The sequence below is a fragment of the Desulfuromonas sp. genome (genome assembly GCA_002869615.1).
GTDB lineage: Bacteria > Desulfobacterota > Desulfuromonadia > Desulfuromonadales > UBA2294 > BM707.
Window position 1 is genome coordinate 1 of the sequence record PKUH01000038.1, and the last position, 4843, is coordinate 4843.

At 56.5% G+C, this 4843-nt stretch carries 6 protein-coding genes; all 6 read left to right on the forward strand.

Annotated elements, in window-relative coordinates; all coding sequences use genetic code 11:
• Positions 1 to 499 (forward strand): succinate--CoA ligase subunit beta (gene sucC / locus C0623_04600; GenBank protein ID PLY01981.1); only part of this gene is annotated, 499 nt, incomplete at its 5' end.
• A gap of 10 nt (positions 500 to 509) precedes the next feature.
• The gene (locus C0623_04605; GenBank protein ID PLY01982.1) at positions 510 to 1382 is read left to right on the forward strand and encodes a succinate--CoA ligase subunit alpha; all 873 of its coding nucleotides are present in this window, start codon (positions 510 to 512) and stop codon (positions 1380 to 1382) included.
• A 356-nt stretch (positions 1383 to 1738) separates the two neighbouring features.
• Positions 1739 to 2257 (forward strand): peptide deformylase, encoded by a 519-nt coding sequence (gene def / locus C0623_04610; GenBank protein PLY01983.1) that lies wholly within the window; start codon positions 1739 to 1741, stop codon positions 2255 to 2257.
• 26 nt (positions 2258 to 2283) lie between these two features.
• Positions 2284 to 3192 carry a methionyl-tRNA formyltransferase gene (locus C0623_04615; GenBank protein PLY01986.1) on the forward strand — a complete coding sequence of 303 codons (909 nt, stop codon included), beginning with the start codon at positions 2284 to 2286 and terminating at the stop codon, positions 3190 to 3192.
• 3 nt (positions 3193 to 3195) lie between these two features.
• Positions 3196 to 3984 carry a hypothetical protein gene (locus C0623_04620; protein PLY01984.1) on the forward strand — a complete coding sequence of 263 codons (789 nt, stop codon included), beginning with the start codon at positions 3196 to 3198 and terminating at the stop codon, positions 3982 to 3984.
• Positions 3985 to 4061: 77 nt separating this feature from the next.
• On the forward strand, positions 4062 to 4843 hold a 782-nt coding region (locus C0623_04625; GenBank protein ID PLY01985.1), incomplete at its 3' end, for a protease HtpX.

Genomic DNA, 4843 nt, shown 5'->3' on the forward strand with positions numbered 1-4843 from the left:
CCTGTTCCGTCATATCCGCATCCGTGATCTGCGCGATTACGATGAAGAGGATCCGATGGAGATCGAGGCGTCGCAGTACGATCTCTCCTATATTGCCCTCGATGGCAATATCGGCTGCATGGTCAACGGCGCCGGCCTGGCGATGGCGACCATGGATATTATCAAGCACTATGGCGGCGACCCGGCCAACTTTCTCGACGTCGGTGGCGGCGCGACCATTGAACGGGTGACTGAAGCCTTCAAGATTATTCTTTCCGACGAAAAGGTCGAAGGGATCCTGGTCAACATCTTCGGCGGCATCATGAAGTGCGATGTCATCGCCACCGGGGTTATCGAAGCGGCCAAGCAGGTTGGTGTCGAGGTGCCGCTGGTCGTCCGGCTGGAAGGAACGAATGTTGACCTCGGCAAGAAGTTGCTTGCCGATTCAGGTCTGAATATTGTCAGTGCTGACGGCATGGCTGACGCGGCTGAGAAGATCGTCAAAGCGGTCAAGGGTTGAGGAGAAAACGATGAGTATATTGATCGATAAAAATACCAAGGTCATTACCCAGGGGATTACCGGTGCGACCGGCCTCTTTCATGCTCAGGGCGCCCGTGATTATGGTACCCAGATGGTCGGTGGTGTCACCCCCGGCAAGGGCGGTACCAGCATCGAGGGTTTCCCGGTGTTCAATACGGTTGAAGATGCGGTGAACGAGACCGGAGCCAACGCTTCGGTTATCTATGTACCGCCGGTCGGCTCGGCCGATGCTATTCTCGAGGCGGTCGACGCCGGTATCGAACTGGTCATCTGTATTACCGAAGGGGTGCCGGTTCTCGACATGGTTAAAGTCAACAAGTACATGGAAGGGAAGAGTTGCCGCCTGATCGGTCCGAACTGTCCCGGAGTTATCACCCCGGAAGAGTGCAAGATCGGCATCATGCCGGGCTATATTCACAAGAAGGGCCCGGTCGGAGTCGTTTCCCGTTCCGGCACCCTGACCTACGAAGCGGTCTGGCAGCTGACCACCCGCGATATTGGCCAGACGACCTGTGTCGGCATCGGCGGTGACCCGGTCAACGGCACCAGCCACCTCGATGTACTTGAGATGTTCGAAGCCGACCCCGAAACCGAAGCGGTGATCATGATCGGTGAAATCGGCGGTGATGCCGAAGAGCAGGCGGCCGAGTACGTGCGTGACCACATGAGCAAGCCGGTCGCAGCCTTTATCGCCGGTGCCACGGCGCCTGCCGGCAAGCGGATGGGACATGCCGGTGCGATCATCTCCGGCGGCAAGGGGGATGCGGCGAGTAAGAAAACTTTTCTGGCTGAATGCGGCGTTTCGGTTGCCGACAGCCCGGCCGAAATGGCCGAGGCGCTGTTGAAGATCTGGAAGCCATAACGGTTTAAGTCAGATGGATAGAACAAAAAGGGATGCCGCTTGGCGTCCCTTTTTTATAAAAAACTTATGTTATGAAGACACGAAAGTCATCAATGAAGGCGAAGGCTTTTAACGGAGAGTCGGAGAGCAAAAGTTAGCCGAATCTTCAGAACCCAGGAAGGGAAAGACCAGCTATTTTGTCCTTCTCTGCGTCTTTGCGACTCTCCGTTAAGACTAGATTTTAAGGATCTGATTTTCTTCGTGACTTGGTCTCTACGGGGTAAAAGCTTTTGCACTGATTCGGTTGACTTTCGGCTTTGGCAACACGTATCATTAAAGTTTATAACAACAGTCAGCAATTACAGGTGAGAGGAGCCATGTCCATACTGAGAATATTGCATTATCCCGATCCGGTTCTGAGCACCAGGGCCGAGCCGATTGATCAAGTTACCGACGAGGTCAGAAAGCTGGCCGAGGATATGGCCGAGACCATGTATGCTGCTCCCGGCGTCGGTCTGGCAGCACCACAGATCGGTGTATCGGAAAGGCTGATCGTACTCGACTGCGCGGCCAAAGACGAACCGCCGAACCTGATCAAGGCGGTGAATCCGGAAATTGTCGCTGCTGAAGGCGAATGCTTCGAAGAGGAAGGGTGCCTGTCGGTGCCGGCGTATTACGCCAGGGTTAAACGGAAAGCCGCGGTCAAGGTCCGCTTCACCAACATGAACAACGAAGTCGTTGCTATGGAAACAGACGGTCTGCTCGCTATCGCTTTTCAGCATGAAATCGATCATCTCGACGGAGTTTTGTTCGTTGACCACCTGTCATCTCTGAAAAAGGGGATGTTCAAGAAGAAGTATCAGAAAATCCTTGAGCAGCTGGAGGAGCAGTTGTGACCGCATCCGACCTGAAAACCGTTTTCATGGGGACTCCCGAGTTTGCCGTCGGAACCCTGGAAGGCCTGCTCGGAGCCGGGGTTGACCTGGTTGGCGTTTACACGCAGCCGGATCGACCGAAGGGGCGCGGCCGGAAGATGACGCCGCCGCCGGTCAAGGAGTTGGCCCTCAGGCACGGTATCCCGGTTTTTCAGCCGCAGAAACTGCGCGACCCTGAAGCCGTCGCCGAGCTGCAGCAGCTTGATCCCGATTTGATTGTCGTCGTCGCCTATGGCCAGATCCTGCCGCAGAGTGTTCTCGATATTCCCCGTTTCGGTTGTATCAATGTTCACGCTTCGCTACTGCCGAAGTTCCGCGGAGCCGCTCCGATCAACAAGGCGATTATAGATGGTGAGAAAGTGACCGGAATAACCACCATGCTGATGGATGCCGGCCTTGACACCGGCGATATGCTGGTCAGGAAATCACTTGAAATTGGACCGGACGAAACCGCCGGTGAACTGCATGATCGGCTGGCCCTCCTTGGCCGTGAAACCATGCTTGAAACCCTGCAGCAGGTTCTTGACGGCACGCTCTCGCCGCAACAGCAGAATGATGATGAAAGCAGTTACGCTCCGATGATGAAAAAGGAAGACGGCCGGATCGACTGGTCGCTTTCGGCGCAAGAAGTTCATGATCGGGTCCGGGGTCTGGCCCCGTGGCCGGGAGCCTTTACCCGGCTCGACGGAGAGGTGCTGAAAATAGCGCAAACGCAGGTTGTCGATGGGGCCGGTGACGCCGGGACCGTTGTTGCTGCCAGCGCCGATGGGGTCGACGTCGCCTGCTGCGACGGCGTGATCCGGATCGGCGCATTGCAGCTGCCGGGCAAAAAAATGCTGTCGGCGGCTGATTTTCTGCGTGGCTGCCAGCTCGAAAAAGGTCAAATACTGGAATAGGTCATGACCGAATCCCCACTGACAGACACCGGGATCGCCGCACCACGCAAGCGGATTTTTATCGGGCTTCTGACCGCCGTCTGCGGTGTTGTTCTGGGGCTCGCCTTGTTGCTCTGGTGGGTTCCGAGTGTCGGCCTGGTCAATATTCATCCGGTTCTTCCGATCATTTCCGGAACCATCCTGGCGCTACTCGCTTTCTTTATCGTTGGCGGCCTCGGCATGCTGGTGCTGACCCTGTTGACCGGCCGTGATCTCTTCCTGTCACAGCGCCTGCGCAAGCTGGTTATCCGCTACCTGTTCCCGGGACTCATTTCGATCGGTCGGGTCGTCGGAATCGACAGGGACACCTTACAGCAATCATTTATTGCCCTCAATAACCAGCTGGTCAGGGCCAAGAGGCTCCGGGTTCCGCCCGAAAAGGCCCTGATCCTGCTGCCGCACTGTATTCAGCTGTTCGATTGCGATATCAAGATCACCGGCGACGTCGGGCGCTGTGTGCAGTGCGGCAAATGCGACATCTCCGGACTGTCCGAGGCGGCCGGCAAGCGCGGCATCGATATTGCCGTTGCCACCGGCGGCACCCTGGCGCGCAAGATTATTGTCGAGCGCCGTCCGAAGTTCATCCTCGCGGTCGCCTGCGAGCGCGATCTGACCTCCGGTATCCGTGATTCTTACCCGTTGCCGGTTATCGGGGTATTGAACCATCGCCCGAACGGGCCCTGCTTCAATACCAATATCATCATGGATGAAGTCGAAAATGTCCTTGATGAATTCATCCTGCCGACATCTTGATTTTCGCAAACTGCAGATTAGATTGATAACAAGGCCGGATGAGCCGGTCAAATAATCATTAAATTGAAGGATTAATAATGAACACCGTAAGAACCGTTCTTCTGATGACAGTATTGACCCTGGTCCTGGTTTTTGCCGGCGGCGCCCTCGGCGGCCAGAGCGGGGCGTTGATCGCCCTGATCTTTGCCGGAGTGATGAACCTCGGCAGCTACTGGTTCTCCGACAAGATCGTTGTCAAGATGTACCGTGGCCAGGAAGTCAACAGCGGCGTGCTCTATGACGTGGTCGCCGAGCTCTGCCAGCGCAATAATATGACCATGCCGAAGGTTTATACTCTGCCGCAGGAGACACCGAATGCCTTTGCCACCGGACGCAATCCGCAGCACGCTGTAGTTGCCGCAACCGATGGCCTGATGCGAATCCTTTCCCGCGAGGAGTTGATGGGAGTCATGGCTCACGAGCTGAGCCATGTCCGGCACCGCGACATCCTGATCGGCTCGATCGCCGCTACGGTGGCCGGTGCCATTTCCTATCTCGCCCACATGGCCCAGTGGGCCATGATCTTTGGCGGTCGCGATGATGAGGACAGTAATCCGCTGGCCATGATCGCAACCATGATTCTGGCTCCGATCGCGGCCATGCTGGTGCAGATGGCGATCTCCCGTTCGCGCGAGTATCTCGCCGACCAGGGTGGTGCGAGAATGTGTGGTAATCCGATGTATCTCGCCAATGCCTTGCGCAAGCTCGAAATGGCAAACAGTCAGGCGCCGATGCAGAAGGTGAACGAGGCAACCGCCCACATGTTCATTGTCAACCCGCTGCGCGGTGGCGGTATGCGCGCTCTCTTTTCGACCCATCC

Excerpts from the sequence above, each read along its gene's own strand:
- C0623_04615 (PLY01986.1), top strand. The coding sequence starts at position 2,284 with ATGGGGACTCCCGAGTTTGCCGTCGGAACCCTGGAAGGCCTGCTCGGA.
- C0623_04605 (PLY01982.1), top strand. The coding sequence starts at position 510 with ATGAGTATATTGATCGATAAAAATACCAAGGTCATTACCCAGGGGATT.
- def (PLY01983.1), top strand. The coding sequence starts at position 1,739 with ATGTCCATACTGAGAATATTGCATTATCCCGATCCGGTTCTGAGCACC.
- C0623_04620 (PLY01984.1), top strand. The coding sequence starts at position 3,196 with ATGACCGAATCCCCACTGACAGACACCGGGATCGCCGCACCACGCAAG.